Raw genomic sequence first — 24,644 nt, 5'->3', positions numbered from 1 at the left:
CCCGCGCGATGCGCCATTACATGAGAAAGGCCGCGCAATTACACTGCGCGGCCTTGATCATCTGCGCCTGCGGATGAGGCGAGCCGTCCTGGTCAGCCCAGATGGGAAATGACCGGCGCCAGCGAAATCATGGTGGCGATAAGGGCGATAGCGCCAACAACCCAGATCAGACCCTTCATGCGGCCCATGGTGCTGGAGGTATTGTTCGTGTTGCTCATTTTGTCTCTTTTACGTGGACACGCCTGCGACAATAATCCCATAAGCCGAGCGCAGGTATATCCGTAAAAGCTGCAGCCTATCAGGCACATATAGGCTGATTTATGCGCCGCACAAGACGCATATTCCTTTTCGCTATGAGGCAGAATGCCGCGGCGAAATTTGTTTCCCCCGCGACAATACTGTGATTGCGCCCTCGCAAAACTTATTGCGTAGTGCGCAATTGCGCGACCCGCACCGGGACTGGCGGGTGCGAGAAGTAGAATTTTGCATAGAGCGGATCGGGGGTGAGCGTCGCGAGATTGTCGCGCGTCAGCCGCGTCAACGCGGAGATCATCGGCTCCTTGCCGACGATCTGGCGCGCGAAATCATCCGCCTCGAATTCGTTTCGACGCGAGCGCCAGGCAAGCAGCGGGGTCAGCAAATGCGAGATCGGCTCCTTGGCGAAAAGCAGCGCGATGAGGACGACGCCCGGATCGTTCGGCAGGCCGAACCAGCCCGCGAAAGTATCCGACGAGAAAGCCCAGTAGAGCGCGGCGAAACCGATGAAGGCGATGACCGCCGCCTGCAGGATCATCTGCCGGACATGGCCGAATTTGAAGTGTCCGAGTTCATGCGCGAGGACGGACTCGATCTCCTCGAGCGAATGTTTTTCGAGCAGCGTATCGAAGAAGACGATCCGCTTCGCCTTGCCGAAGCCGGAGAAATAAGCATTGCCATGTCTGGAGCGCTTCGACGCGTCCATCACGAAGAGGCCTTTGGACTCGAAGCCGCACCGCTCGAGCAGCGCCTCCATTCGACTCTTCGTCGAACCGTCCTCCATCGGCGTGAACTTGTTGAACATCGGAGCGATGACGGTCGGATAGATCACCGTCATGGCGATCGTCAGCGCCATGAAGCCGACATAGGCGAGAAGCCACCAGGTGTCGGGCATGGCGCGCAACAGGGCGAACATCGCATAAAGCAGTGGCGTCCCGATCGCGAGCGCCAGCGCCCCGCTTTTCAACTCGTCGAGCACGAAGGTGCCGGGCGTGAGGCGATTGAAACCGAAACGCTCCTCCAGCCAGAAGGCGTTGGCGAGCGAGAAAGGCATTTCGAGAAAATGTCCTACGACGCCGACCGCCGCGACGAAGACGACGCTGCGCGTCAACCCCGGCTCGATGTAATGCGAGACGAACGCATAGAGCGGCGCCATCCAGAGCGCGAGCCAGAGGATCGAGACGACGGCGTCGTAGATCGTTTCCGCCATGCCGAAACGCGTGCGCGCAATCGTGTAGTCCGCGGCGCGGCGGTGGTCGTCGAGGCTAACCTCCCGCGCGAAATCCGCCGGCACGGCCTCGCGATGACGCTCCACATTGGCGGTCTGCCGCATGCGCAGATAGACGCCAAGCGCGGCCGACAAGGCGATTGCAACACAAATAACGACGCCCATGGCGCTCATTGATCCGCTCCTGCTGACAAGCTCCGGTTAATATAGGTCAACGAATTACGCATTGCGAGGGTCCCCGCCCTACCCGCGCCGCAGCAGCGCGTCGCGCGCGGCGTTGAGCGCCGCCGCCCGCTCCACCGATCCGCCGTGGTCGGGATGGGCGCGCTTCATCTGCGAACGATAGGCGCGCTCGATTTCGCGCCGCGTGGCGCTCTCGCTGACGCCGAGCACGGCGCGGGCGTGCGCGTCTGCGCTTTGCGGGGCGCCGGACGGCGGCGCCCCTCGCTGGCCGAAGCCGCCGCCCCGATCAGCCGCGTCGTCGCCGGTCTCGTGACGCGGCTGCCGCGCGCGCCGCCCGGCGCCGGCTCGTTCCGACTGGCGATCGCGCTCCTCATCCGCCTCGATGACGCCGAAATCCTCCAGCGCTTCGCGCAGACGATAGGCGAGATCGTGGCAAAGGACCGAGAAGGGCGCCGCGAGCAGCGCCACAACCAGCGCGCGCTCGGCCAGGAATACGGCCGGAAGCATGTGGCTGTTCAGCCCATGCGGGCCATAAATCGCAGCGGCCAGTCCGGGCAGCGCCCGGCTCGCTACCGGATTGCCGATCGACGCGGTGATGACGTAATCGAAAAGCTGCGCCGTCACTCCGGGAAAGACGGACGGAAAGAAGCAGAGCGCCATGACGCCGGCGACCCAATAGCCGTTAGACCATCCGCGAACACGCCCGGACGCGAAGCCGCGCCAACCGAAGAAGACCGCGACAAAGGCCAGCAGGGCAAAGGCGCCGAAGGTCTGTAGCCCCGCGACAAACGCAAGCGCGTGCAGCTGCGCGGCGGAGGAGGCTGCCATGAGCGGAAAACGGCCCAACTCGGCGTAGCCGCGCATCTCCTTGTCGGTAACGCGCAAAGGAGCCAGTTCCCCCGGCGCCGTTACGGAAAGGATGACGATCAGCAGCAGGGAGAAAACCATAAATCCGATTGCCGCCGCGAGCGCCGGCGCCGCGACGCCCCGCGCCTCGCCGTGTCCGAGCTCCTTTACCGGCGCGTCGAAAGGATCGAAGGAAATGACCGGCTCCCGTCAATTATGCGGCGATGCGCCGGCCGCGATTCAACAATGCGAATGGCGCGCCGCTCAGGAGAATGTCGACCGCCGTCAGGCTCTGGTGCCCCCCATTGACGGAAAGGCGCGGCAGCGCATGAAAATGGTCGCGATGCCCGGGAAAGATCATTCCCGGCCGCGTCGTCACGGCGCTCGCAAAGCCGAGTTCCCTCGCGGTCGAGAATTCGCGCGGGCCCGCCGACGTCGGGTCTCCGACCGGATAGCAGAAATGACGCGCCTCCACGCCAACCTCGCGCGCAATCGCCGCGCGGCTTTCAGCCATTTCGCGCGCGGACTCCTGTGCGTCGAGCTTCGCAAGGCGCGGATGCGTGAGGGAATGCGCGCCGAGCGTCACGAGTTCGTGACGCGCCAGCGCTGCGATCCCGCTCCAGTCGAGACAGGCTTCCCTCGTCAATCTTCCGGCGTCGACCCCGGCCTGCGACGCAAGCGCCGTCACGACGCGCATAAGCTCGGTCTCGTCGCCCGCGCGCACGCCCCAATAAATATCCGCATGGGCCTCGCTTTTTTCGCGAGCGGAGCGACAATCGCGGACGATGCGCCGGCCGCCGACGATAATGTCGACGCGCGCGAGGCGACGCAGCGCCTCCTCCAGTTCGAGCCACCACAAGCGCGCTGTCCCGTCCGCAAAGCCCGCCGTCACATAAGCGGTGAAAGGCGCGCGATGACGCTCGAGGATCGGCAGGGCGTGATCGACGAGATCGTTATAGCCGTCATCGAAGGTGAGCACGACGAAAGGCCGCCCCGGCGCCTCGCGCGAACCCAGCCGGGCGAGGACCGCGTCGAGCGACAGGATGTCGTAACCACGTCCGCGAAGATGCGTGAGCAGGCTGTCGAGAAACTGCGGGGTGATCTCCAGGCCGGCGTTGGGCGCAAATGCGTCGCCCGTCGCGGGTCGCACCCGATGGAACATCAGGATTGCGCCAAGTCCGCGCGTGAAAGGCTCGGCGAGGCGATGCGCGCCGCTGGCGTGAAACAGACCCATGCCGGCCCGGATCGCCCGCTCCCGCCAGGTTGCCATCGACACTCCTCCGTGAAATCGGCCATTTACGATGAATGCTCAAAGCATCTGTTATGCAGCTTGAGCTATGCTTAAAAAGCTGAGGCGTTGTTTTTGGACGAAGGCGATTCTGCGACATGGTTAGCAATCCGGAAACGCCGGGGAACGCCGAATTGGCGACAGAACCCGTTTCCGCCCGCCCCTTCACGATCGACGTCATCGATAATATCGCGGACACGCGGGCCGCGTGGGTGGAGCTTTCCGCCGTCGCCACGACGAGCCCTTATCAATCCTGTCTGTTCCTTTCGACATGGTTCGACACGGTCGGGCGCGAGGAGCGGCTGGAGGCCTTCATCATCGTCGCGCGCGATGCGACGGGGAGTCCGCGCGCGCTTCTGCCGTTCGCCATCGACACACGCGGGCCGCTCCGCATCGCAATGTTTCTCGGCGGGCGTGAAAGCAATTTCAATCTTGCGCTGCTGCGCTCGGGCTGCCGCTTCGACGAAAAATCCATTCGTGCGCTTTTGCGCGACGCGGCGCGGCGCGCGGCCAATCCGCCCGACGTCTATTATCTGAGAAATCAGCCGCGACGCTTCGAGGGCATAGAAAATCCTCTCGCCTTCGCCGGCGCCATGCCGAGCGCCAGTTTCGCCTATGGCGTCGCCCTGCCCGCGACCGAAGCGGAGCTTGCGGCGCGCCTGTCGAAGGAAAGCCGCAAGAAACTGCGCAAGAAAGAAGCGCGGCTCGCCGAAATGGGAGAGCTGCGTTACGAGCATCGCCAAACCGGCCCGCGCGCGCAGGAAATTCTGAACGCGCTGATCGACCAGAAATCCGCGCGCTTCGCCGACATGGGCGTCGGCGGCGTCTTCGACGGCGTTGGCATGCGCGAGATGTTGCGTCGCCTGAGCGTCGAAACCGGCGAAGGATCGCTGGAGCTCCATGCGCTCAGCGTCGATGGCCGTATTGTCGCGACCTACGCCGGCCTTACGCGCGGCGGGCGTTTTTCCGCGTTGCTCAATTCATTCGACATGGATGAAGAGGTCGCGCGCTGCTCGCCCGGCGATCTTCTGTTGCATGCGCTGATGCGCGATCTCGTCGCGCGGGGCATGACGTATTTCGACCTCGGCGCAGGCGAAGCACGCTACAAGAACGCGGTCTGCGACGAGACGATCGAGTTATGCGATACGGTGACGCCCGCCTCATGGAAAGGCGTCGTCGCAGCCCCCCTGCTCGTGATTTTCCTTCGCGCAAAGCGGCGCATCAAGCAGACCCCGGCGCTCGCGCGCGTATTCTCGCGCCTGCGCCGCCTGCTTCGCGGACGACGATAAACAAGCCTCACGCTGCGACGAGATCGTCGGCGCCGGCGCCGCCTTCGAGCAGCTGGGCGTCGGCGCCCGCCTGCGCAAGCTCCGCACGTAAAGACTCAGCCTCCGCATCGCCGCCGAGCACGAAGGCGAGATCCACGAAAGGCGCAAGGCGACGCGCCTCGACGCGAGACGCCGCGAAGACGACGAAATCGTAAGTATGCGCGAGCGCATCGACCACGAGCGCGAGCTCGTAGCGCGTCTCACCCTCATGGACGCCGCCGGGCATGACATGCAGGCGCGATCCCACATCGCGATGAATGACCTCGGCGAAGTCCGCGACTCCCGTGACGAGATCGGCCATGCCTTTCGGCGCGCCCTGCGGCGCATGCACCAGCGCGTCATAAGCGGCGGCGCCGCGATCGGCGACGGCAAGCAGCGTGCGCCCGCGCCGCGACAGATTGCGGCCCAGCGCGATCACCGTGTCCGAAGGTTTTCCGTCATCTTCGCATGGCGTGACGAGCACCTTTACGCAATTCGTCGCAGCGCGCGCCTTGTCGATCGCACTGACGGCGTCGACTTCAGCGCTTGCGGGAAGAACGCTTTCAGCGGCCGGCTCCACGAGCGCGGGCGCTGACCGCTCCATCGGCGCCGCAACCACCGGCGTCGATTCCGGCGCCTCAGGCGAAGGAGCAGCCTGCTTTGCGACACGCGCGCGGCCGCTCAGCATTTCGCCCGAAATGATCACGCCGGCGGACAGGATAAGTCCGGCCAAGGTCGCAAAAATCGTGATCGGCAGTTTCTTGGGGAAGGACGGCAGCTGCGGCGCCAGCGCGCGCTGGATGATGCGCGCATCGGCCGGCGTCGCCTTCACGCGTTCGCGGGCGAGCGCTTCCTGATATTTCGCCGACTCGGCCTCGAGCTGATCCTTGAGCAGGCGCGCGGCGCGCTCCAGGTCACGGAGCTTCGCCTCGTCGGCGCCCGCGGCGCCTGTTACGCGCTTCTGCTCGTCGAGCGCGCGCGTCAGATTTTCCACGCGGGCGGCGGCGATGTTGGCGTCGTTCTCCAGCGTGCGCGCCGTTCGTTCCGCGGCGATGCGCCACTGCGCGTCGAGATCCATGAGTTGCGCAGTGAGTTCCTTTATGCGCGGATGCATCGGGAGAAGCGTGCGCGACTCCAGCGCCAGTTGCGCGCGCAACGCCACGCGTTGCTCATTGATGCGGCGGATCGATTCATTGTTGGACACGTCGGGAATGTCCCCGATGCGATTCCTGCGCAGCATTTCGCGCAGGATGCGCGCCTTCGCCTGCGCATCCGCCTGCGCCGCGCGGGCGGCAGAAAGCTGCTGGTTCAATTCGCCGAGCTGCTGCGTTGGAATGGCGACATTATTGGCCCCGATCAGGAGCCCGGTCTGCGCGCGAAACTCCTCGACGCGCGTTTCCGCCTGCGCGACGCGCGTATGCAATTCGGCGACGAGCGTGCCCAGAGACTGCGCCGCGGCGCGAGCGTTTTCGCGCTTGGCCTCCTGCTGCATCTCTATATAGGTTTCGGCGACGGCGTTGGCGGCGCGCGCGGCAAGGTCGGGGTTGCGCGACGAGAACTCAACGGACAGCACGCGCGTCTTCGTCGGCGAGAGCACGGCGAGCTTTTCCGAAAATTTCTCGAGGATGCGGTCCTCGGGCGACATACGCGTCGGATCGCGCGAAATTCCGAGTAGCGCGAGAACGCGTGTGATCGGTCCGACGCCATTGGCGAGCGGATCGAATTCCGGATTGCCCTGCAAATCGAGCTTCTTGATGACGCGCCGCGCGAGATCGCGCGAGGTGAGCAGCTGGATCTGGCTTTGCACCGCCTCGGCGTCGGGCGCGGTCAATTCCGCACGCTCGCCCTTGTCGGCGCGCGTCAAGAAGCTTTCCTGGTTTTCGAGCAACAGCCTCGCGTCAGCGCTGTAACGCGGCTTGACGACATTCACGAAGATGAGCGCGCCGACGAGCGCGGCGAGCGTCGGGCCGATCACCCACCAGCGCTTCTCGAGAAGAACGCGGCCGATCCGCGACAAATCGATTTCGTTTGTCGCTGTCTCCGCGTCGATCGTAACTCCGGAACGCATCGCCTCTCCGAATTCAGTAACCTTTCATAACGCGATCATGGTTGAAGCTAGGTTAACCAGTTACGTTCAAGTCAGGTGAGTGTTTGTTAACCATCAGACAATAAAAAAAGCTCAGTCGCTTCGCGGCTCATGGTCAGTCAGCAGAAATCAGCGAGTCCGAAATGGCGAATACGGTCGCCTCGCACAGAGCCGCCTCGAAGACGTTCACTTTGGCGACAGCCATGATCGTGATTGCGCTGCTCTCCGGATGCGCGGCGCCGGGCAACTATCAGCCCGAGCTGTTTGCCGCGACGGCGCATGAGCCTTACACGCTCGCGGCCGGCGACCGGCTTCGCGTCATCGTTTTCGGACAGGACTCGCTTTCGAACACTTATTCCGTCGACGGCTCCGGCCGCATAGCCATGCCGCTCATCGGCTCCGTTCCCGTGCAGGGCCGCGACGCTCAGGCCGTCGAACGCGAGATCGCCGCGCGCCTGCGCAACGGTTTCATTCGCGAGCCGCGAGTTTCGGTCGAGGTCGAAGCCTTCCGCCCCTTCTTCGTGCTCGGCGAAGTCACAAACGCCGGTCAATTTCCTTTCGTGGACGGCATGACGGTCAGGACCGCCGTCGCCATCGCCGGCGGCTTCTCGCCGCGCGGCTATCAGGGCGGCGCCGACATCACCCGCGTCATCGACGGTTATCCGGTGACCGGGCGCGTGCCGCTCGACACGCCGGTGCGTCCCGGCGACACCATCACTGTGCGGGAAAGAATTTTTTAGAAAGTAGCGTTACCTTTGCCGTAAGCGATCATCAGGGATCGCCGGACGGCAAAGGGAGGCTCGAACGGATTGCGCATAGCCGACGTCATGCGCGCCCCGGTCAGCGGCCTGCTTCGGCACGTTGTCGATCTCATTCGTAGACAGGCGCGAGGCGGCCACAGCGCGCGACGCCATACACTTGTATGGCGCCGCGAAGAAAGCGCGACTCTTATCCTCATGGGGCGCTCCTCCTCGCCGTCGCCCGGCGCCATGTCCGAATTCGTCCATGCGAGCACACCCGGACGAATGGCCGCCGGCGCGCTGCGCAGCTGTCGCGACAGCCTGCGCGCCACAAGCTCCACAAACTACCTTACGTCGGCGCAGCTTCGAACAGGAGAGTAAAGATGTGCGCTTTCGCCGTCGGCGACATGAAAGGCGTTTCGCCAAATGACGACCGCAAGCCGCAAGGAGCCGGCTCCGCTTCCGACGCGAGCCGGAGCCTCAGTCCGCAGCTCGCGGAGATCGCGAGCAACGGGGCGCCGGGCAAGGCCTATTCGCCGATCGTGCTCGCCGGCCTCGTGCGCCTATTCGAGTTTTCGATGCTGCTTGTTTGCGGTCTCGTAATTCACGAATGGCATGTCGCGGCGATCTGGGGCCGCTCGCTCGATTATTACGTCGTAATGCCGCTGATGGCGCTGACCGCAGTCATCATCCTGCAGAGCCTCGGCCTTTACTCGACCGCCTCTTTCCGCGCGCCTGTGCGTGACGGGCTCAAGGTCGCCGCGGGCTGGTCGCTCGTTTTCGTCGTCACGCTGGCGGCGGTGTTCTTCTTCAAGCTCGACGACTCCTTCTCGCGCGTCTGGCTGCTGGGCTGGTATGCGAGCGGCCTTGCGCTTCTCGCTTGCGAGCGCATCGCCCTCGCCTTCCTGGTGCGGATGCTCACGCAACAGGGCAAACTCGATCGGCGCACGGTGATCGTCGGCGGCGGCGAGCTCGCCGACCCGGTGCTTCGGGAGCTCGCGGCGCAGGATGACGGCGATCTCCGTATCCTCGGCGTCTTCGACGACCGCACGGACAATCGCTCGCCCGACGTCGTCGCCGGCTATCCCAAGCTCGGGACGGTCGACGATCTCGTCGAGTTCGCGCGCCACACGCGGCTCGATCTCGTGATCTTCACTCTGCCGATCTCGGCCGAGACCCGCCTGCTGCAAATGCTGCGCAAGCTTTGGGTGCTTCCGATCGACATTCGCCTCGCGGCGCACACCAACAAGCTTCGTTTTCGGCCACGCTCCTATTCCTATATTGGCAACGTGCCGGTCATCGACGTCTTCGACAAGCCGATCGCGGACTGGGACGTCATCGTCAAATCCGTTTTCGACAAGATCGTCGGAACGATCTGCCTCATCCTGCTCTCGCCGGTGATGGCGCTCACCGCTCTCGCCGTGAAGCTCGATTCACGTGGGCCGGTGCTGTTCAAGCAGGTGCGCTACGGCTTCAACAACGAGAAGATCGAGGTTTACAAATTCCGCTCGATGTATGTGGACCAGCTCGACCACAACGCGGTGAAGCAGGTGACGAAGGGCGATCCGCGCGTGACGCGCGTCGGCCGCATTATCCGCAAGACGTCGCTCGACGAACTGCCACAGCTTTTCAATGTCGTCTTCAAGGGCAATCTGTCGCTTGTCGGCCCGCGCCCGCATGCGATCGTCGCGCGCGCGGCGGACCATCTCTACGACGACGTCGTCGACGGCTATTTCGCCCGCCATCGCGTAAAGCCCGGCCTCACGGGCTGGGCGCAGATCAACGGCTGGCGCGGCGAGACCGACACGCCCGAGAAAATCCAGAAACGCGTCGAGTGCGACCTTTACTATATCGAGAACTGGTCGATCCTGCTCGACATCTATATTCTGGCGATGACGCCCTTCGCCCTGCTCAAGGCCGAAAACGCCTATTGAGCCGCGCACAGACCGGGGAGCGCTTGTGAGATCGGTTCTCCTCATTGCGATGATCGCGGCGCTTCAGGGCGCCGCCGGCGTCTCGCTGGCCGCGGCCGCGGCGCATGTGGACGCCAATCCGCTGCTCGCGACGGCAAGCCAGTTCCTCATGATCCACGCCGGCGCAGGACTGGCGCTCGCGGCGCTCGCGCGCAGCGAGCCGCCCATGCAGCGTTGGCTCGCCGCAGCCGGCCTCGCCTTGCAGGCCGGCGTGACGCTCTTCTCCGCCGATCTCGCGGCGCGGGTCTATCTGGGCGGAAAACTTTTCCCCTTTGCGGCGCCTATGGGCGGCGGCCTGACGATCATCTCCTGGATCGCCCTCGCTATCTGGGCGGCGTGGGGCCTCGCGCGCTGGCGCGACGGCGCTGCGCCCGGCGGTCGCTGAAGGCTTCATTTTACAACTGACGCGCGCAAATACTGGACATACGCGGCATTCCGCCGCACCATTACATCATGTCAGTGTCCGACACGCCCGATTTCCGTCCGGCGGGGACATCGAGCGATGCCCCGCAAAGCGCGAGCGATCCCTTGCTCGGGCGACGGATTTTGATTGTCGAGGACGACCCCTTCATAACTCTGGCGCTCGAGGAAACACTCGTCGAATTCGGGCTCGTCGTCGCGGGCGCGGCGCGCAACATTGCGGAAGCGTTGCGATTTGCCCGCGACGCCTCATTTGATCTCGCCCTTCTGGACGTCAACATCGGGCATGAAAAGATCGACCCCGTCGCCGACGCCATCGCCGCGCGTGGTCTGCCTTTCGTTTTCACTACCGGATGCGGTAGGGCGGGCCTGCCGGAGGCGCATCTCGACCGGGCGATCGTCGAAAAACCTTTCTACGTCGAAGAGATATTGCGCGCGCTGCGCGACGAGGTCGCGGGCGTCGGCCGTCGCTGACTGATTTTTATGGGTTAATTCAAGCGCAGACGAGGCGATAAGCTTGAAACTGTCACGCTCGCGTTGTATTCATTCGAGAAGAGAAAGTTAATTTTCTGTTACCGCGAGCTTGCGTCATGACTTCGCCTTCCCTGCCCAAGGCTGCGACCATCGCCCGCGTCAGGAGCGACCGCGCCAGAACCGCCATCACGCTCGGCGCCGCGCTCGCCCTGCTATGCGTCGCCGTTTTCGGCCTGGAGGCGCCGGAGAGCCTCGCCGCGAACGGGTTATTCGACGCGCTTTTCGGCGGCGGTTCGCCGGCCTATGTCCCGACGCTGCCCTACAACGGCTATCTGCGCGGCCCGGGCGCCAGCCGGAGCCATTACGGCTATCGGCGGCACGCGCGGCACGCGAAATGGCGACATCACGCGCGCGACGCCCAGGCGCGCCGGCGCGTCGTCGGCCGCCATCAACAGTCGACGACGGAGCGTGACGCGGCTGCGCTGCGGCGCCCCGCCGGGATCGAGACCCTCTCTTTCGCGGAAGCCTCCGCCACGACGCCAAAGACGACAGCGGCCACGAGCCGCCGCACGATCTGCGTGCGCGGCTGCGACGGCTATTACTTCCCTGTCGCGAGACTGTACCGTGAGTCGGATATTCCGGCCCAGCAGGCGACCTGCGAAAGGCTCTGTCCCGGAGCGCAGCCCCAGCTCTTCGTGATGGCGGCCGGCTCCGACAGGATCGAGGACGCAAAGGCGGCCAGGGGCGGCGACACATACGCGCAGCTCGTCGCCCGCCTCAATCCGGCCGACGCCAGGTCCAGAAGCTGCGCCTGCCAGTCCGCCGTCGACAGCCTCGGCGTGACCAGCGCATTCCTCGGCGATTCGACGCTGCGCCCCGGCGACACTGTGGTGACGCCGCAGGGTATTCGCGTGGTAAAGCGCGGCAGCCGCTATCCGTTCAAGCAGTCCGACTTCCTCGCTCTTGCCGAGACTCGCGATGTGCCGCTCTCGAATCGCAGCGCATTGTTCGCGATCGAGCGCGCGCTGAAAACGCCTGTGGGACGACTCGCGGTGATGAACAACGACCATCGCCGCAACAGCCATCGCCGGGACGCTGATCTCTAGACCAAATCCGGCGAATTCGAATTCGCCGGATTTGGTCCCGCTCCATATCTTGTCGCGCGTTCGAACGGAAAACCGCCGACACTTTTCCTGAACGCGCTCCAGGCGGCTGTCCCGGGGCGCTCCCGTTCAGCAGGATTTACGCGCTCCGCCACTTTCTCGCCGCGCTTAGCCGCGACAAGGCGAAGAAAAGTTGGCGTAGGAGCAAGAGCGCTTGTCGCCCTCGGCGGAACGCGATCAAACCAATGTTGAATTAAGAAGGCGCGGCAGATTCGCGCGCGCGCTCCGCTCGGGGTGGACGCGGTTTCTGGCGGCCGCCCTCGCGATCCTTGTCGGCGTCGTCGCAGCGGCGGCGGCGCTCGCGCCCTGGCTCTTTTCTCCGACCGCCCTGCTCGACGCCATCTCCGGCCAGTTGCAGACCTCGTCCGGCCTTTACGTCGCCACGCGCGGCCGCACGACGCTCTCGCTGACCCCGCGCCCGCACATTTCAATTCAGGGCGTCGCCTTCGCCGACCGTAATGGCGCGCTGATCATCGAGGCCGACCAGCTGCATGGCGTCCTCAAACTGTTTCCGCTTTTCGCCGGACGCCTCGAGGTAGATTCGCTCGCCCTTGTCAGACCCCGCGCGAGACTCGATCTGGACCAGAAGCCGATCGACGCGCCCGGCGCCGCGGCGCGCGCGGCGGCCACGCGGCCGGCGACGCCGGAAGCGCAGAAAGCCGACAATGTGCGGCTCGGCGTCATCGCCATCGTCGACGGCTCCCTGCGCGTCCGGCGTCTCGGACAGGACTATGCGGCCGACAGGATCGACGCGTCGCTGGACTGGCGCAGGATCGGCGAGGCGGCGACCTTCACCGCGAGTTTCGATTGGCGGGGCGAGCGGCTCCAGACCGTGCTGTGGGTCGCGCGCCCCGCCATGCTTTTGCGCGGCGAGCAATCGGTGGCGACTGCCCGGCTCGACGGCGAGAGCGTGCGACTGGAGGCGCAGGGCGTCGCGCAGACGGGCCTCAACGCGCGATTCTACGGGCATGTCGCCGGGTCGTCGCCCTCGGTGCGGCAAGCGCTCGGGGTCTTCGGCCTCTCCGCGCCCCTGCCCGGCCCCTTCGGCGACGCGCAATTTTCCGCGCAGGCCTATCTCGGCCCGCGCGAGGCCCAGCTCAAAGAGTTGCGTCTCTTCATCGACGGCAATGAATTTGCCGGCGCGCTGGGTCTGCGCCGGGACGATGAACGCCTCCACCTCACAGGCGCGCTGAAAAGCGATTTCGTGTCGCTCAAGCCCATGCTGTCCGACGCCCCGGCGCTCCTTGCGCCGGACGGACAATGGAGCCGCGAGGCCTTCGATCCGCCCGACCTCTCGGGCGCGGATGTCGACATGCATATCGACGCGGCTCACGCCCGGCTCGGTCGTCTCACCATCGACGACGCGGCGCTCGACCTCACGCTCCGCGACGGCGCGCTCGATCTCGCCCTGACGCAAGCGCAGGCTTATCGCGGGAAAATCAAGGCGCGGGCCGCTTTTCGGCCGGCTGACGGCGGGCTTTCCGTCCATGCCTCAGCGCAAACCAATGGCGTCGACGCCGGCGCGCTGCTCTGGGATGCTTTCGGCAAGCAGGCGATCGGCGGCGCGCTCGATTCGACCGTAGCGATCGACGCCGCAGGGGAAAATATGGCGACGCTGATGCGCAGCCTGAGCGGGCGCGCGACGCTGGGCCTCTCGGAAGGAGAGATCGCCGGCGTCGATTTCGAACGCGCGCTGCGCCGCCTCGAAAAACGGCCGCTCGCCAGCGCGCAGGACATTCGCTCGGGCGCCTCGCCGCTGGAGAAGGCCAGCGCGACGATCGCCTTCGAGAAAGGCGTCGGCGTTATCGAGGACGGTCTCGCGCGCGGGCCCGGCTTCGCGCTCGCCTTCACCGGCGCCGCCAATTTTTCGGAACGCAGCCTGTCGATCAAGGCCGTCGCCGGCGAGGCGGACAGCGCGGGCAAGCCACGCGACAAGGGCCTGCACATCGCCTTCGAGCTTGCGGGCGGCTGGGACGAACTTTCGCTGACGCCCGACCCTCAGGCCTTCATCCGCCGCTCCGGCGCCGCCGCGCCGCTCCTGCCGCGCGACGAGCCGGCGCCGACGGCGGAACCGCCAGCGCCGTGAGCCGTTGGTCACGCCGTGTCTTCGACCTCCTGCGGCGCCGTCTCGAGCAATTCGGTCAGTGATCGAGGAATATCGAGATAACGGAAACGCTTCAGCTCGAAGCCGATTCCCACGACGCCCCAGGGGGGCGAGTAGGTCTGCCAGGGGGGAATCTCGACGAGCAGCACGACATGGCCGCCGTCTATGCCGCGGGCGATGCGATCCACCGTGTAGACCGCCCCGCGCCGCAGGCCGCCGTCGCCGTAAGGTCCGGCGCTGGCGTCCACACAGACGACCTCGGCGCCAGGAGGCGTATCGGGGCTGATCATCTTTCTTCCTCGTCGCAGGCGGCGCGCGATGGCGCCCTTTACGACTTATGGTGGGCGCGCAAGCGCCGGAAGCAAGATGCGGTTTTCGCCGCGAAGCCGATCACCAGAATTTCAGGAAGCCGAACAGGCCCTTCCTGAGGAACTTTCGGTCGAGGGCGGCGAGCTCCTCGTAGACCTTGCGGGCCCTGGCGCGCATTTCGAGGAGCTCTTCGTCGGAGACGTCGAAATTGATGGCGGCGAGACGCAGTTCGCGGCGGGCTTCGTCCAACCGGGCCTGTGCGTCGGCAATGAGAGCGTGCAGCATTTTTCCCTCTCGATGGGCTAGGAATAGTTTCTTGATTGCGGCGACGGGCGCCAACTCAACATTTTAGCGGGGGTCCGCCGGGAGATTTCTCGTTCCGGACCGTGATGCGTCGCAGCGTCTGGAGGCCTCGGAGGGAATCGAACCCCCGTACAAGGATTTGCAGTCCTCTGCGTAGCCACTCCGCCACGAGGCCATCCGTGCGAAAGGCGCGACGCGCTTCGCCTGAGCCCGCTCTTACAGGAGGCCGCTGGCGCCGGCAAGTATGTGCGTTGCACTATTCATAGGGACGACCATCCCTGTGGGTAAAAATCCAGCGGCCGTCTTCGCCCATCGCAGCCTTCAGGTCGTCATTCGGATAGCTCGCCTCGTCGCCGGCGGCGCGGTCGCCGATTTCGAGATAAACCACGGTCGCGTCGGTGCGGTTCACGAGGCAATGAGCGGCGCCCCGCGCCGGAAAACCCGCGCACATGCCCGCCTGCAGCGCGATCTCCCGGTCCTCCAGCACGAGCGTCGGCGCGCCCTCGAGGATGTAAACGAACTCATCCTGCCGGCTGTGGCGGTGCAGCAGCGCTGATTGTCCGCCGGGGGCGATCGTGGTGAGGTTCACGCCGAAATTGGTCAGGCCGAAGAAATCGCCGAGCGCGCGCTTCTCGCGTCGGTCCATCAGCGCGGCGAAGGGTTCCGGATATACGGAACGCCGGCTCCGCGGCGCGATTTCTCGGGCCATGGCCACGGTTGGCCGGTCCCCGGTTTCGCTGGTCATCGGATGCGCTCCCTCCCCCTCCCCCGCCTTCATATTTGACAGGCGCGGCCCATTTTGACCATGTTCCCGCCCCGGCGCTCCAGGGCGGGACCGCCAGATCGGGACAATCGAATGAATGTCGTTATCGTTGAGTCGGCGGCCAAAGCGCAAACCATCAACAAGTATTTGGGCCGCGATTTCAATGTGATCGCCTGCTACGGCCATGTTCGCGACCTGCCTCCCAAGGACGGATCGGTCGATCCCGACGCCGATTTCGCGATGATCTGGGAAATGGACGCCAAAGGCGCCAAGCGCGTCTCGGCGATCGCCGACGCCGTAAAGGGCGCCGACAAGGTCATTCTGGCGACCGACCCGGATCGCGAGGGCGAGGCCATCTCGTGGCATCTGCTCGACATCCTCAACAAGAAGCGCGTCCTGAAGGACAAGAAGATCGAGCGCGTCGTCTTCAACGCCGTCACCAAGGACGCGATCAAGGAGGCGATGGCTCATCCGCGAGAGATCGACCAGGCGCTGGTCGACGCCTATCTCGCCCGCCGCGCGCTCGATTATCTCGTGGGCTTCACCCTGTCGCCGGTGCTTTGGCGAAAGCTCCCCGGCGCGCGTTCGGCCGGCCGCGTGCAGTCGGTGGCGCTGCGCCTCGTCTGCGACCGCGAGCTGGAAATCGAGAAATTCGTCCCGCGCGAATACTGGTCGCTCGTCGCGCATCTGAAGACCAAGGCGGGCGAACCCTTCACCGCGCGCCTCGTCGGCGCGGACGGCAAGAAAATCTCGCGCCTCGACATCGGCGCCGGCCAAGAGGCCGAGGATTTCAAGAAGTCGCTCGACGCCGCGACCTTCACGGTGCGCTCGGTGGAAGCCAAGCCGGTGAAGCGCCATCCCTACGCGCCCTTCACCACTTCGACGCTGCAACAGGAAGCGTCCCGCAAGCTCGGCTTCGCGCCGGCCATCACCATGCGGATCGCGCAGCGGCTTTACGAGGGCGTCGACATCGGCGGCGAAACGGCGGGCCTCATTACTTATATGCGAACCGACGGCGTCGACATGGCGCCCGAGGCTGTCGCCAGCGTCCGCCGTGTGATCGCCAAGGAATATGGCGACCGCTTCGTGCCGGGCGCGCCGCGCAAATACACGGCGAAAGCGAAAAACGCGCAGGAAGCGCATGAGGCGATCCGCCCGACGGACGCCGCCCGCCTGCCGAAGCAGATCGCGAGATATCTCGAGCCGGATCAGGCCAGGCTCTACGAGCTGATCTGGACCCGCACCATCGCGAGCCAGATGGAGTCCGCCGAGCTGGAGCGCACCACCGTCGACATCGACGCCAGGGCGGGCGCCAGAATGCTGGAGCTGCGCGCCACGGGTCAGGTTGTGCGCTTTCCCGGCTTCCTCGAACTTTATCAGGAAGGCCGCGACGACGATCAGGACGAGGATGGCGGCCGCCTGCCCGCGATGGCGCAGGGCGAGCCCTGCGCGCGCGAAAAGATCGACGCCACCCAGCATTTCACCGAGCCGCCGCCGCGCTTCACCGAGGCGACGCTGGTAAAGCGTATGGAGGAGCTTGGCATTGGCCGGCCTTCGACCTACGCCTCGACGCTGGCGACGCTGCGCGACCGCGATTATGTGCGGCTCGACAAGAAGCGCCTCATGCCGGAGGACAAGGGCCGCCTCGTCGTCGCCTTTCTCGAAAGCTTCTTTTCGCGGTATGTGGAGTTCGACTTCACGGCCTCGCTCGAAGAGAAGCTCGACCTCGTCTCCAACAACGAGATCGACTGGAAGCAGGTCCTGCGCGACTTCTGGCAGGATTTTTCCGCGGCGGTGAACGAGACGAAGGATCTGCGCACGACGCAGGTGCTCGACAGTCTCAACGATCTTTTGGGGCCGCATATCTTTCCGGCGAAGGAAGACGGCTCCGATCCCCGCCTCTGCCCCGCCTGCAACAGTGGCCAGCTCTCTCTGAAGGTCGGCAAGTTCGGCGCCTTCATCGGCTGCTCGAACTATCCCGAATGCCGCTACACGCGCACTTTGTCGCCGCCCACGGGCGACGCGGCGGAAAGCGCGCGTCCGGGCGTAAAGGTTCTGGGCGTCAATCCGGAGACCGGCGCCGAAGTCACGCTGCGCGACGGCCGCTTCGGCGCCTATGTGCAGGAGGGCGAGCAGGAGGAAGGGGCCGAAAAGCCCAAGCGGGCCTCCGTGCCCAAGACCATCAAGCCGGACGACCTCACGCTTCAGCAGGCGATCGGCCTGCTCTCGCTGCCGCGCGAGGTCGCCAGACATCCGACCACCGGCGAGCCAATTGTCGTCAATATCGGCCGTTTCGGGCCATACGTTCAGCACGGCAAGACCTACGCCAATGTCGGTCGTGACGACGACGTGCTGACGATCGGCGCCAATCGCGCGATCGACCTCATCGTGCAGAAGGAATCGGGCGCCGGCGGCTCGCGCTTCGGACGCGCCTCCGAACCCGGCCGGACTCTCGGCGACCATCCCGAGGGCGGCGGCGTGACGGTGAAGTCCGGGCGTTTCGGGCCTTACGTCAACTGGAAGAAAGTCAACGCGACCATCCCCAAGGACATCGACCCCGCGACGCTGACGCTCGAACAGGCGCTGGAAATGATCTCCGCGAAGGCGGCGGGCGGCGGCGCTACGGGCGGGCGGGCGCTCGGCGAGCATCCGGACGGCGGAACCATCACCGTGCGCGCGGGCCGCTTCGGCCCTTACGTCAATCTCGGCAAGATCAACGCGACCCTGCCCAAGAGCATGTCGGCGGAAGACGTGACGCTCGACGAGGCCATCAAGCTGATCGACGCCAAGGGCGGCCCGCCGAAGAAGAAGGCGCCCGCGAAGAAAGCGCCGGCCAAGGCGAAGAAGGTGATCGAGGACAGCGACGAAACGCCCTTCGCGGACGCGAAGCCGGTCAGGAAAGCCGCGCCCGCCAAAAAGGCGCCCGCGAAGAAAGCGGCGACGAAAAAGACACCCACGAAAAAAGCCGCCTCGAAATAGGCGGCTTTCCCCTCGCGCGCCGCGCCCCGGCAATCGGCCGGGGCGAAGCGCCGTCGTTCCCAATGCCTCAGAGGGACAAGCGCAGCTTTCCGAGGCCGATGCCGATCTGCGAGAAGGCCGCGTTGAGCTGCGAGGCGTCCTCCGCCTTGAAATAGTGGTCCTCGTTCGTCGCGCATTCCTTCATCAGCGCCAGACCTTGCGCGTCGATCGGATCGCCCGACACCGAAAAGCCGATCGTGAAGACCTCGATCCCCGCAGTCTTGGCGTTCGTGCAGGCCTGCCGGGTCAATTCGTCCTGCATCGCGCGCGAGATCGTCTGGTAGCTCGAACTATTGTTCGCCGCGGCGGCGAGCAGGCTGCGATAGTTCACGCCATTGCCCTGCGAACCGTCGGGGAAACGCTCGTTCTCCGCGCCGTTGTAGCTGTAATAGCCCAGCGTGTCGTAGGTCGAGCCGGTGGCGGTGTTCACGCGGGAGTTCCAGCTGTTGAAGCCGTCCGTCATGAACACCATGATCTTGCGGTTCTTCGGCGCCTGATAGGCGCGGCCGCCAGAGAACGGCGCGTTCGGCGAGAGCGTTCGCCAGCCCCACATGAAGCCTTCATGCAGATTGGTCGCGCCATTGGCGACGAGTTGATTGATCTTGTTTTGGACGTCGGACTTCTTTTGCGTGAGCTGCAGGATTCGCTGCGTGCCGGGATCGGGACAGAAGCTGCTCGATCCCTTGAAATCCGATGGGCCGAAACTGCCGCCAAGCGAACCCGTCGCATTGTATTTGCAGGCGCGGCTCAACCGCGCCCACGCGCCCGACGCGCTGCTGGAACAGGCAGAAGGATTGTCACCGAAATAGTTGTTCCAGTAGGGATTGCCGCCCCAGCCCGAATTGTCCGGCTCGTCCGGCGCCAGGAAGGGCACGAACAGCGTTTCCGCGTCGCTCGGATTGGGCGTTGTATCATTGACGTTCAGCGGATAGACCTGCGGCTCGAAGCAGCCACGCCAATCCAGCGCCGAATTCCTCGCCTTGAGCTTGTCGAAAATGTCGAAGCGGCTTGTGAAGCCTGCGGCGTTGGCCGCCGTCTTTCCGCCAAACGCGATCCAGTGCTGGCTGTTGGCGCCATTCTTGTCGACCCAGGCTGCGTTACGGCTGGACGGCTCGGAAGGATCGACCGCCGCGACGCCCGACGAGAACGGCACGACGGAGAATTTTACATTGTTCGACTTAGAGAACATCGTGTCGACGAAGCTGTTCGCCGCGGACTTCAGAATGCTGATCTTGGACTGGCCGTCGCTCGAGGAATTCATGGACCCCGAATTGTCCAGCACCAGGGCGATTTCATAGGTCGTTCCCGGATCGGCCCCGCCCGCGAGATTGGCGCAGGATTTCACTGTCGGCGTCAGCGTGGCGAGTTGCGCCATCTGCATGAAGGAGTTCTGGATGGTGACCTTCGCGGTGGCGCAGACCGTCCGCTTGTCTTCCGAAACCGTCGCTCCGGTGACAATGGCGGTCGTCATCCGGGGTTGGGCGTTGAGCACGACCTGGGCCTGGTCCTTGGCCTGCGCGTTGGTCGTCGATTCCGTCATCTTCGAGGCGACCGTGAGCACCGCGGAGTCCGCCGCCTGCTGCAGCGCTGCGCGGGTTGTCGTGAAGCGGGTGTAATCCGCCGTCGCGCCAAGCATGAGCATGACGGGCATCAGGCTAAGCCCGAAAATCATGATTGCATTGCCGCCTTCATCCGAAACAAATTCGGCGCTGCGGAGTTTCCGACGCATCTTGCCACCCATAACGACCTACGGCGCGAACGCCGCCTCCTCGAAATCCCGAATGCCCGCCGCTCCGGTGCGAGCGATATCGATTGACAACAAGCTTTACGGACCACTCGTTGACCGATCCTGCCTTGAACTCGTCTGTAAACAATGAACGACTGTAAACCTTAGCAATAAGTTGACATATCTCTGGCTTGCGGGGCCGCGGCGGAAACAGCCGTTGGTTTTGAAAGGGCGCACACAATATAAGGAGCTGGTCCGCCACAGCGTTTGCGGCGGCGCCCATCTGAGCAAAGTCTTGACGATAAAGAAAATTCAGCCGGAAATTCCCTCCCGCGACGACATCCTCGCTTTTCTCGCCCGAGAACGGGAAGCGGGCGTATCCGGCAAAATCGGGGTGCGCGAAATAGCCCGCGCCTTCGGGCTCAAGGGTGAAAACAGGGTCGCGCTCAAGCGCCGTCGCTCCGAACTCGCTGACGAAGGCGTGGTCGAGAAGCGCGGGCGCCGCGTGAACCGCAAGGGCGCGCTGCCGCCGGTCGCGCTCGTCGATATTCTCGAACGCGACCGGGATGGCGAGCTGATCGCCGTTCCCGTCGAATGGAACGAAGACGAGCTGGGACCGGCGCCGCGCATCCTCATTCGCTCGGGTCGCGGCGCCAAATTCGGCAAGAAGCTTTCAGGCGAACCCGTGGCCGGCGTCGGCGACCGGGCGCTGGTGCGCGCCGAGCCGGACCGCGACGCCGAGCCCGGCGAGCCGCCCTATGTCGGCCGGGTCGTAAAACTTCTGTCGCGGGCGCGCCATCGTGTGCTCGGCGTGCTGCGGATCGAGCCCAATGGCGCCGGCCGCATCGTGCCGATCGACAAGAAGCAGGCCGGCCGCGAACTGATGGTCGCAGCGGCCGACATCGGCGACGGCAAAGACGGCGATCTCGTCAATGTCGATCTCGTCGGCAAGACACGCTTCGGCGCCCCCCGCGCCCGCGTGCGCGAAACGCTGGGGTCCGTGACCGGCGAGAAGGCCGTGAGCCTCATCGCCCTGCGCGCCCACGACATCCCCGACGTTTTCCGCGCCGAGGCGATCGAGGAATCGGAGCGGGCCAAACCCGCGACGCTCCACGGCCGCGAGGACTGGCGCGACCTGCCGCTCGTAACCATCGACCCGCCCGACGCCAAGGATCACGACGACGCCGTCCATGCGGCCCCCGACCCGTCGCCCGACAATGAGGGCGGCTTCGTCCTCACCGTCGCCATCGCCGACGTCGCGCATTATGTGAAACCTCGCTCGCCGCTCGACCGCGACGCACTGGACCGCGGCAACTCGGTCTACTTCCCCGACCGCGTCGTGCCCATGCTGCCCGAGAGAATCTCCAACGACCTCTGCTCGCTGCGCGCGAACGAGGATCGCCCCGCACTCGCCGTGCGCATGCGCGTCACGAGCAAGGGCCGGAAGATCGGCCACAGCTTCCATCGCGTGATGATGCGCTCGCACGCCAAACTTGCCTATCAGCAGGCGCAGGATGCGATCGACGGCCGGCCGGACGAAACAACGAAGGCGCTGCTGGAGAATGTTCTGCGTCCGCTCTATGCGGCGCATGAGGCGCTGCAGCACGCGCGCAATCTGCGGGCGCCGCTGGACCTCGACCTTCCCGAGCGCAAGATCCTGCTCAAGAAAGACGGCTCATTCGACCGCGTGGTGCTTCCGCCCCGGCTCGAGGCGCATCGGCTGATCGAGGAATTCATGATCCTCGCCAATGTCGCGGCGGCCGAGACGCTGGAGGAGAACCGCCAGCAGCTCATCTATCGCGCGCATGACGAGCCCTCGAAGGAAAAGGTCACCGCCCTTTCGGAGTTCCTCGGCACGATCGGCGTGAAGCTCGCCAAGGGACAGGTGTTAAAGCCCGCGCATTTCAACGTGATTCTCGAACGCGTGAAGGGGCTGGAGCACGAAAACATCGTCAACGAGATCATCCTGCGCACGCAGGCCCAGGCGGAATATACGCACGAGAATTACGGGCATTTCGGCCTGAACCTGCGCCGCTATGCGCACTTCACCTCGCCGATCCGCCGCTACGCCGATCTCATCGTGCATCGGGCGCTGATTCGCGCGCTTAAACTCGGCGAAGGCGCCCTGCCCGAGATGGGCGCCGGCGAACTCGCTGAAATCGCCGCGCGAATCTCCGCCGCTGAGCGCCGCGCCATGGCGGCCGAGCGCGAGACCGTCGACCGGCTCATCGCCCACCACCTCGCCGACCAGATCGGAACCCGATTCGAGGCGCGAATTTCCGGCGTCACAAAGTCCGGGCTGTTCGTGCGGCTGACCGAGACGGGAGCGGATGGTTTCGTTCCTGCGGCGACCCTGGGGCGGGAATATTACTCCTATGACGAGGCCGCCCATGCGCTGACGTCACGCTCGGGCGTCAGCTATCGCCTTGCGGACATTATAGAAGTGCGCCTGCTGGAGGCCGCGCCGATCGCCGGGGCGCTGAGATTCGAGGTCGTGAGCGGCGGGGTGAAGCGAACAGACCGCCTCCCCCGGCGCGGCGACGATCGCGGCGCGCGCAAGCCTGCGAAAGGAAAGGCGCGCAGGCGCTAACTGCGGGCCGCGAGGCCGAAGGCGCAGATATAGACCTGCTTGCCGCCCCAGCATTGCCCGCGGTGGAACACCCTGCCCAGCGCGCGGCCGTCCAGCGTCGCCGTCCAGGTTTTCCCATGATCGAGCGTGAGAGAGACCGGCTTTTCCAGCTCGAAGTTCACCTTTGTCTCCTCGGTCCGCAGCACCGCGCATTTCCGCTCGAAGAGCACGCGCCCGCCGACCTTCACGAAGCAGTTTGCAACGCTTTTCCGCGCCGCCGTCTCCGGATCCTTTTCAGCTTCGATGGTGGGCTGAACGGGCTCCGTCTCGGCTTTCAGATCGACGGGGGGCGCCACATCAAAGGTTGGTTCCTTCGTTTGCGCGATCTCGCCACGCGCCGAAACATGGTTGAGATCACCGTCTTCATTTGCGCGTTTCGTGGCCGGCGCCGGGTCCGTCGTCGATTGGGGCGCCCGAGCGGCTGCGGCGGCCGGGGGCGGCAACGGCTCCAGCGCCGCGGGCATGGGCTGCGTCGAGGAGTCGCCACTCGCGAGCGGCGCAGTGCCGTGTGACGGACCGGGCGGCGCAACGGTTAACGCGGCGGTTTTCTTTTCGCCGGCCTTGCTGTCTGCGGGCTTTGTCAACTCGGCCTGCGCCGCAACGTCGAAGCGCTCGGGGTTCTGGCCGCGAAGGATCGCATTCCCCGCGAGCGCGGCGCCGGCGACGACAGCAGCCGCCGCGAGGATAGCGAACCGCGGGAACGCGCCGAGGCGTCCCGCGGCACTTGAAGGTCTTCTCGATTCGGAACCGGCGCGCGGCCCATACAAACCCGTTTCAAGCTCGTTCAATTCCGCGCCGAGCCGCTGTTTTTCAGCAATAACGCGCCTCTCGAGCTCCTCCAATCGCGCCATAAGGCGTCGTTTCTCAATGATTACGCTCATACTGCTGACTCCGGATGCCTACGCAAAACAGATCAGGGTTTCACCATTTTCATCCTGACGCATTGCGCTCCATGCATTGGCGAATATTATCTCTTCGGAAATTGACCACTCCGAAGACGCCACGCCCCCAACAGGAACCGCCGAGCGCGAGGTTACTGCTTCAATCCATTGGCTTGATTTATAATTAAGAAATCAATTATGGCTGATATTTGCTCTTAATGAAGCCGAGTGAGGAATTAATGTTTCAATTTGTTGCTTCTTACATGGCGCTGAGAAAAAATAGCTTTTGATGGCGCCCCGCGCCGGCGCGTGAACTCCAAGTCTTGACATCACGCGCGCCGCACGTATGGTGCTCGCAATCTCGTCGCCCGCCGCTTCCCAACGCGGCGGGGGCGTTTTTCTATTCTTAAAACAGACTGGAAAGACAGCGATGGCCAAGTCCGCCATGATCAAGATCAAGCTCCTGTCCACGGCGGATACGGGCTATTTCTACGTCACCAAGAAGAACGCGCGCACCAAGACCGAGAAGCTCGTGTTCAAGAAATATGATCCCGTCGCGCGCAAGCACGTCGAGTTCAAGGAAACCAAGATCAAGTAAGATCGCGAATTCGCGACGCCGGCTCCGGCCGGCGGCGCCGCGCATTTGGATGCGCGCGAGCAGCGAGGCGCAGCGCCCGGCTCACCAGCTTCCCATACATTCAGGCGTAAACCGCTCTTTTTGCCTTCGTCGTCAGGGACGAAGGCGGCCGACTGACGATGGCTTCAAGGAGGCCACTCCAACCACCGCCAGCCGGCCAACCCCACGGACCCAGGAGATGCGGCGGACCTGAGCACTCCGCAGGGTATTCGAAGTTGTGCCGATACGCATCGAACGCTTACGGTCGCCTGGGGTCTTCTTGCCCGGCCCCTGGACGTCGCCAGACACGCATCTCATTTGGCGGGCTCAAA

General features: G+C 64.7%; 20 protein-coding genes and 1 tRNA gene. 10 read left to right on the top strand and 11 right to left on the bottom strand.

Annotation, left to right across the window (positions count from 1 at the left end; translation table 11 throughout):
* Window positions 1-92: 92 nt before the first annotated feature.
* From MET49242_RS26335 to MET49242_RS03735, 4 genes are all read right to left on the bottom strand, one after another.
* The gene (locus MET49242_RS26335) at window positions 93-218 is read right to left on the bottom strand and encodes a hypothetical protein (protein WP_255679618.1); all 126 of its coding nucleotides are present in this window, start codon (window positions 216-218) and stop codon (window positions 93-95) included.
* Window positions 219-421: 203 nt separating this feature from the next.
* The gene (locus MET49242_RS03745; protein ID WP_036280779.1) at window positions 422-1,657 is read right to left on the bottom strand and encodes a M48 family metallopeptidase; all 1,236 of its coding nucleotides are present in this window, start codon (window positions 1,655-1,657) and stop codon (window positions 422-424) included.
* A gap of 69 nt (window positions 1,658-1,726) precedes the next feature.
* Complete coding sequence (locus MET49242_RS03740) at window positions 1,727-2,614, bottom strand: J domain-containing protein (RefSeq protein ID WP_036280777.1); 888 nt, start codon at window positions 2,612-2,614, stop codon at window positions 1,727-1,729.
* A gap of 112 nt (window positions 2,615-2,726) precedes the next feature.
* Window positions 2,727-3,782, bottom strand: coding sequence for a polysaccharide deacetylase family protein (locus tag MET49242_RS03735; RefSeq protein ID WP_051133982.1), 1,056 nt, complete (start codon window positions 3,780-3,782; stop codon window positions 2,727-2,729).
* A 116-nt stretch (window positions 3,783-3,898) separates the two neighbouring features.
* Between MET49242_RS03735 and MET49242_RS03730 the strand changes: the two genes are divergently transcribed.
* Window positions 3,899-5,089: a GNAT family N-acetyltransferase gene (locus tag MET49242_RS03730; protein ID WP_051133981.1), complete on the top strand. Its 1,191-nt coding sequence runs from the start codon at window positions 3,899-3,901 to the stop codon at window positions 5,087-5,089.
* Window positions 5,090-5,096: 7 nt separating this feature from the next.
* Here the strand turns inward: MET49242_RS03730 and MET49242_RS03725 are convergent, their stop codons facing one another.
* Window positions 5,097-7,175: an exopolysaccharide transport family protein gene (locus MET49242_RS03725; protein WP_036280776.1), complete on the bottom strand. Its 2,079-nt coding sequence runs from the start codon at window positions 7,173-7,175 to the stop codon at window positions 5,097-5,099.
* 161 nt (window positions 7,176-7,336) lie between these two features.
* On the opposite strand from MET49242_RS03725, the gene MET49242_RS03720 reads away from it, so the two are divergent.
* The 6 genes from MET49242_RS03720 to MET49242_RS03690 all read left to right on the top strand — a co-directional run bounded on the left by MET49242_RS03720 (window position 7,337) and on the right by MET49242_RS03690 (window position 14,049).
* On the top strand, window positions 7,337-7,933 hold the full coding sequence (locus tag MET49242_RS03720) for a polysaccharide biosynthesis/export family protein (RefSeq protein WP_051133980.1): 597 nt from the start codon (window positions 7,337-7,339) through the stop codon (window positions 7,931-7,933).
* Window positions 7,934-8,316: 383 nt separating this feature from the next.
* Window positions 8,317-9,867 (top strand): undecaprenyl-phosphate glucose phosphotransferase, encoded by a 1,551-nt coding sequence (locus MET49242_RS03710; RefSeq protein WP_036280773.1) that lies wholly within the window; start codon window positions 8,317-8,319, stop codon window positions 9,865-9,867.
* 25 nt (window positions 9,868-9,892) lie between these two features.
* Window positions 9,893-10,291 carry a DUF423 domain-containing protein gene (locus MET49242_RS03705; RefSeq protein ID WP_244430678.1) on the top strand — a complete coding sequence of 133 codons (399 nt, stop codon included), beginning with the start codon at window positions 9,893-9,895 and terminating at the stop codon, window positions 10,289-10,291.
* Between the two features lie 68 nt (window positions 10,292-10,359).
* Window positions 10,360-10,800: a response regulator gene (locus tag MET49242_RS03700; protein WP_051133979.1), complete on the top strand. Its 441-nt coding sequence runs from the start codon at window positions 10,360-10,362 to the stop codon at window positions 10,798-10,800.
* Between the two features lie 116 nt (window positions 10,801-10,916).
* The gene (locus tag MET49242_RS03695; protein ID WP_036280769.1) at window positions 10,917-11,906 is read left to right on the top strand and encodes a DUF2865 domain-containing protein; all 990 of its coding nucleotides are present in this window, start codon (window positions 10,917-10,919) and stop codon (window positions 11,904-11,906) included.
* A gap of 211 nt (window positions 11,907-12,117) precedes the next feature.
* A complete protein-coding gene (locus tag MET49242_RS03690; RefSeq protein WP_084678866.1) occupies window positions 12,118-14,049 on the top strand; it encodes an AsmA family protein in 1,932 nt (643 codons plus the stop codon).
* An 8-nt stretch (window positions 14,050-14,057) separates the two neighbouring features.
* Here MET49242_RS03690 and MET49242_RS03685 read toward each other — a convergent pair whose 3' ends face one another.
* The 4 genes from MET49242_RS03685 to MET49242_RS03670 all read right to left on the bottom strand — a co-directional run bounded on the left by MET49242_RS03685 (window position 14,058) and on the right by MET49242_RS03670 (window position 15,424).
* Window positions 14,058-14,357 carry a hypothetical protein gene (locus MET49242_RS03685; RefSeq protein WP_036280767.1) on the bottom strand — a complete coding sequence of 100 codons (300 nt, stop codon included), beginning with the start codon at window positions 14,355-14,357 and terminating at the stop codon, window positions 14,058-14,060.
* A gap of 100 nt (window positions 14,358-14,457) precedes the next feature.
* On the bottom strand, window positions 14,458-14,661 hold the full coding sequence (locus MET49242_RS03680) for a hypothetical protein (protein WP_036286771.1): 204 nt from the start codon (window positions 14,659-14,661) through the stop codon (window positions 14,458-14,460).
* Between the two features lie 119 nt (window positions 14,662-14,780).
* A tRNA-Cys gene (locus tag MET49242_RS03675) sits at window positions 14,781-14,854 on the bottom strand.
* Window positions 14,855-14,935: 81 nt separating this feature from the next.
* The gene (locus tag MET49242_RS03670) at window positions 14,936-15,424 is read right to left on the bottom strand and encodes a cupin domain-containing protein (RefSeq protein ID WP_051134447.1); all 489 of its coding nucleotides are present in this window, start codon (window positions 15,422-15,424) and stop codon (window positions 14,936-14,938) included.
* 111 nt (window positions 15,425-15,535) lie between these two features.
* Between MET49242_RS03670 and topA the strand changes: the two genes are divergently transcribed.
* Window positions 15,536-18,421, top strand: coding sequence for a type I DNA topoisomerase (gene topA, locus MET49242_RS03665; RefSeq protein ID WP_036280765.1), 2,886 nt, complete (start codon window positions 15,536-15,538; stop codon window positions 18,419-18,421).
* Between the two features lie 67 nt (window positions 18,422-18,488).
* Here the strand turns inward: topA and MET49242_RS03660 are convergent, their stop codons facing one another.
* Window positions 18,489-20,132 carry a VWA domain-containing protein gene (locus tag MET49242_RS03660; protein WP_244430676.1) on the bottom strand — a complete coding sequence of 548 codons (1,644 nt, stop codon included), beginning with the start codon at window positions 20,130-20,132 and terminating at the stop codon, window positions 18,489-18,491.
* A gap of 349 nt (window positions 20,133-20,481) precedes the next feature.
* Here MET49242_RS03660 and rnr point away from each other — a divergent pair, with 349 nt between their 5' ends.
* Window positions 20,482-22,776, top strand: a complete 2,295-nt coding sequence (rnr, locus tag MET49242_RS03655) for a ribonuclease R (protein ID WP_036286761.1) — start codon at window positions 20,482-20,484, stop codon at window positions 22,774-22,776.
* On the opposite strand, the gene MET49242_RS03650 is transcribed toward rnr, so the two are convergent.
* Window positions 22,773-23,696, bottom strand: coding sequence for a hypothetical protein (locus tag MET49242_RS03650; protein WP_144259452.1), 924 nt, complete (start codon window positions 23,694-23,696; stop codon window positions 22,773-22,775). The genes rnr and MET49242_RS03650 overlap by 4 nt on opposite strands.
* 430 nt (window positions 23,697-24,126) lie before the next feature.
* Between MET49242_RS03650 and rpmG the strand changes: the two genes are divergently transcribed.
* A complete protein-coding gene (rpmG, locus tag MET49242_RS03645) occupies window positions 24,127-24,294 on the top strand; it encodes a 50S ribosomal protein L33 (protein WP_036286758.1) in 168 nt (55 codons plus the stop codon).
* Window positions 24,295-24,644 lie beyond the last annotated feature (350 nt).

This window comes from Methylocystis sp. ATCC 49242 (genome assembly GCF_000188155.2).
In the GTDB taxonomy this organism is placed as follows: domain Bacteria; phylum Pseudomonadota; class Alphaproteobacteria; order Rhizobiales; family Beijerinckiaceae; genus Methylocystis.
Note: the sequence above shows the minus strand (reverse complement) of the source record. Positions and strands in the feature narration are given on the sequence as shown.

Coding starts and splice junctions, on each gene's coding strand:
- topA (WP_036280765.1), top strand. CDS start 15,536: ATGAATGTCGTTATCGTTGAGTCGGCGGCCAAAGCGCAAACCATCAAC.
- rpmG (WP_036286758.1), top strand. CDS start 24,127: ATGGCCAAGTCCGCCATGATCAAGATCAAGCTCCTGTCCACGGCGGAT.
- MET49242_RS03700 (WP_051133979.1), top strand. CDS start 10,360: ATGTCAGTGTCCGACACGCCCGATTTCCGTCCGGCGGGGACATCGAGC.
- MET49242_RS03710 (WP_036280773.1), top strand. CDS start 8,317: ATGTGCGCTTTCGCCGTCGGCGACATGAAAGGCGTTTCGCCAAATGAC.
- MET49242_RS03725 (WP_036280776.1), bottom strand. CDS start 7,175: ATGCGTTCCGGAGTTACGATCGACGCGGAGACAGCGACAAACGAAATC.
- MET49242_RS03685 (WP_036280767.1), bottom strand. CDS start 14,357: ATGATCAGCCCCGATACGCCTCCTGGCGCCGAGGTCGTCTGTGTGGAC.
- MET49242_RS03680 (WP_036286771.1), bottom strand. CDS start 14,661: ATGCTGCACGCTCTCATTGCCGACGCACAGGCCCGGTTGGACGAAGCC.
- MET49242_RS03735 (WP_051133982.1), bottom strand. CDS start 3,782: ATGGCAACCTGGCGGGAGCGGGCGATCCGGGCCGGCATGGGTCTGTTT.
- MET49242_RS03650 (WP_144259452.1), bottom strand. CDS start 23,696: ATGAGCGTAATCATTGAGAAACGACGCCTTATGGCGCGATTGGAGGAG.
- MET49242_RS03660 (WP_244430676.1), bottom strand. CDS start 20,132: ATGATTTTCGGGCTTAGCCTGATGCCCGTCATGCTCATGCTTGGCGCG.
- MET49242_RS03730 (WP_051133981.1), top strand. CDS start 3,899: ATGGTTAGCAATCCGGAAACGCCGGGGAACGCCGAATTGGCGACAGAA.
- MET49242_RS03740 (WP_036280777.1), bottom strand. CDS start 2,614: ATGGTTTTCTCCCTGCTGCTGATCGTCATCCTTTCCGTAACGGCGCCG.
- MET49242_RS03720 (WP_051133980.1), top strand. CDS start 7,337: ATGGCGAATACGGTCGCCTCGCACAGAGCCGCCTCGAAGACGTTCACT.
- MET49242_RS03695 (WP_036280769.1), top strand. CDS start 10,917: ATGACTTCGCCTTCCCTGCCCAAGGCTGCGACCATCGCCCGCGTCAGG.
- MET49242_RS03670 (WP_051134447.1), bottom strand. CDS start 15,424: ATGACCAGCGAAACCGGGGACCGGCCAACCGTGGCCATGGCCCGAGAA.
- MET49242_RS26335 (WP_255679618.1), bottom strand. CDS start 218: ATGAGCAACACGAACAATACCTCCAGCACCATGGGCCGCATGAAGGGT.
- MET49242_RS03745 (WP_036280779.1), bottom strand. CDS start 1,657: ATGAGCGCCATGGGCGTCGTTATTTGTGTTGCAATCGCCTTGTCGGCC.